The sequence below is a fragment of the Gemmatimonadota bacterium genome (assembly GCA_026706345.1).
Taxonomy (GTDB): Bacteria; JAAXHH01; JAAXHH01; order JAAXHH01; family JAAXHH01; genus JAAXHH01.
Map to the genome: position 1 here is coordinate 1 of JAPOYX010000025.1, position 2,684 is coordinate 2,684.

At 59.8% G+C, this 2,684-nt stretch carries 2 protein-coding genes and 2 pseudogenes; 1 reads left to right on the forward strand and 3 read right to left on the reverse strand.

Annotated elements, in window-relative coordinates:
* Positions 1-66: 66 nt before the first annotated feature.
* The 3 genes and pseudogenes from OXG98_03020 to OXG98_03030 all read right to left on the reverse strand — a co-directional run bounded on the left by OXG98_03020 (position 67) and on the right by OXG98_03030 (position 1,847).
* A complete protein-coding gene (locus OXG98_03020; GenBank protein ID MCY3770981.1) occupies positions 67-912 on the reverse strand; it encodes a phytanoyl-CoA dioxygenase family protein in 846 nt (281 codons plus the stop codon).
* 296 nt (positions 913-1,208) lie between these two features.
* Positions 1,209-1,556 (reverse strand): annotated as a pseudogene (locus OXG98_03025) (Asp-tRNA(Asn)/Glu-tRNA(Gln) amidotransferase GatCAB subunit C).
* A 165-nt stretch (positions 1,557-1,721) separates the two neighbouring features.
* A pseudogene (locus OXG98_03030) lies at positions 1,722-1,847 on the reverse strand (hypothetical protein).
* 214 nt (positions 1,848-2,061) lie between these two features.
* Here OXG98_03030 and OXG98_03035 point away from each other — a divergent pair.
* On the forward strand, positions 2,062-2,684 hold a 623-nt coding region (locus OXG98_03035), incomplete at its 3' end, for an MFS transporter (GenBank protein MCY3770982.1).

Consider the following 2,684-nt stretch of genomic DNA (forward strand, 5'->3'; position numbering starts at 1 on the left):
TGATGCGGACATCGCCCAGCGCTTTAATAATGAACGCGACGAAGCGCTGAGGCGCATACTCCACCGTTAGTCGAACCAATGGATGGGATTCCGTCGCTCGACCTGGCCCAGCATGATCGAAGCGGTCGTGTAGCCCAGCAGGCATTGCAGCGGAAGGCTCAAGGCCCGCACGGTCTCTAGCGGAATCGAGAGATAGGCGTTCTCCAGCTGGCGCAGCCAGGCGCAGCAGTAGGACAACGACAGGGCGCGGCGTTGCTGGTCGCTGGTATTGGCGCCCCCTCCATGCCACATCCCACCGTCAAAGAGCAGCACCGATCCGGCCGGCATGACTATATTAATAGGCGGTATTGCCGGGACCTCTTCCTCCGTAGAAATGTGGCTTCCGGGTAGTAACTCGGTGCCGCCGTTGGCCGAGGTATAAGCGTCAATTGCCCACAGGGTACCGACCATGAGCGGTGGATGCGGGCGCGGCAGGGGGTAGACGCTGTCGTCCCGATGCAGCCCCTGGGAAGTTTCGCCGGGCAGCAGGGTGATACCGGTCGCGATGCTGAGCTGAATCTGGCTCTGCAAATAGCCTTCGATAATGGCGACAACCCTGGGATGGGCGCACAACTCATCCGCAGTGCGTGTCTTCTTCATAAAATTGTAAATGCGTTTGGTGCGGAAGCCCTCGAAGTCAGTTATTCCCAAGGGGGTGGTGGCATGAATCATATCCATCCCTGCTCCGATTTCCGCCACCTTGTCCGTGCTGAGCAGCCCTTCAAGAATGAGATAACCGTCACGTCTGAGCGCATGAATGTCCGCCGCGACCGCCTCCCGCTCCTCCGGGCTGGAGAGTCCCTTGAGCCGTTGGGTGTCGCGAACATCGGCATCAAACGGATTTCCCGCCTTACGGGCGCTCGACTCACTCATAGTTACAGCCCTTTCATCTCTCAGATATGCTAAAGCATGTAGTCTACGTAGGGGCTATAGTGAATACCAGAGCCTGTCAAGTTTTGAGGAAGGAGAGTTTTTTGATACCCCTATCGAACCTCGGCTGAATATGATTTGTAATGCATTTACCCGGCTGGACGACTGCTGGGTTGTTGCGTTTATTTTCTGGCCAGAGGAGGCAATTGTTGTGAGGCTATTTATTGGGAATCTCTCATGGGACGCCACCCCGGCCGATCTCGAAGCGTTATTCGGCGAAGTCGGGACGGTCACCTTGTCTACGAGCGGAAGGGCCTCGTCGACCAGCCCGCAACGATTTCCGGCTGTCGGAAAACCTTGATGTCGGGCAACGGTTCGGAAAAACGTTCTGCTTCCACCAGGCAACTGTGCGCCGTCGGCCCCTGGGCGATCCTGGAGGTTCCGGCATCGCGGGTAAGCACGTTGGGGTTGCCGTGTACTTCCAGCGACCCTTCACGAAAGGGATCTTCCGGATCGTACCAGGCTCCGGTGGGAAGCTCGATGACGCCCCGGCGAATGCCTGCATAGAGGACGGCGGCCGCGAGACAGGCGCCGCGGTCGTTGAACAGGCGCACGATGTCGCCGTTCCCGATACCGCGCGCGATCGCATGCCTGAGCGCATCGGCAGCCAGATCGAGCGCCGTCTCCCAATCCACGCGCACGAAGGGTTCGCGCCCGCGCCCGGCCCCTTCGCTGTTCCACCTCGCCTGCAGCCACCCCTGGCGAACCATCGGGGCCGGTACCCGGCAGGCCGGGTCCTGCGCATCGAGCAGCGACTGTGCGATTGGCGTCGGGTTCCGGTCCGCTTCGTAGCCATGCACCGCCACGACACGGCCCTCGCGGCTTTCCAGCCGATAATTGCCCCAGTGAGTACTGGTCGGTATCAACCTGGCGGCCACCACGTCATCCCGCCTGACCGTCGAATTCACGTTTCTCGATTTTCTGCGCCCTCCACAATGACCAGGATTTCCCTCGTCACATTACCGGTACACCCGGTGGACAACAATCCGACAGACAACGTGTATGCTGCAGCGCTCGAAGGCTGGCCAGGGAGTAAACAGATCGTGGCCGAGTCCGGAGGCTAATTCCCCCGCTGGGCGGAACGGAACTGAGATGACAACAGAAGAAAGCGGCGGCAGCGACCTGCGGGCTGTCGTGGCCCTGGTCTCGTTGACCGTGGTCGGCTTTGCGTACTGGAACGCCATGCCGATTCTCATCGGCGGGTTTATCGACGAGTTCGGGTGGTCCGCGGAATTGGCCGGAAGAATTTCATCGGTGCAACTGTTCGCAACGATGGCGATGCTCTGCGTAGCTGCCGTGACGGTACATCGCTGGAACCTGCGAAAGACGGTTCTCTGCGCCGCTTTCCTGATCGTTGTCTCCGACTTTTGCGCCGCCTGGCTCGACAGCGTGACGCTGTTGATTCTGACACGAATTGTCTCCGGATCGTCGGCGGGTGTGGTCATGGGCGCTGTCTATGCAGCCATTTCAAGGACGGAGCGGCCGACCCGCGTCTACGGGATTGTTATAGCCACCATATCGCTGTCCGGCCTCCTCTGGTTCCTGGGAATACCTCCCTTGCTTGAAATTTCCGGGATGACAGGACCCTTTCTGGGCTTCGCGGCGATTGCACTGATTGCCCTGGCCATGGCCCTGGCTTGGTTTCCCCGTTTCAATGGACAGCGAGATGTCCCAGCCGGTCACGAGACCACCCGAGTTGGCGAAGTAGAGCGTGT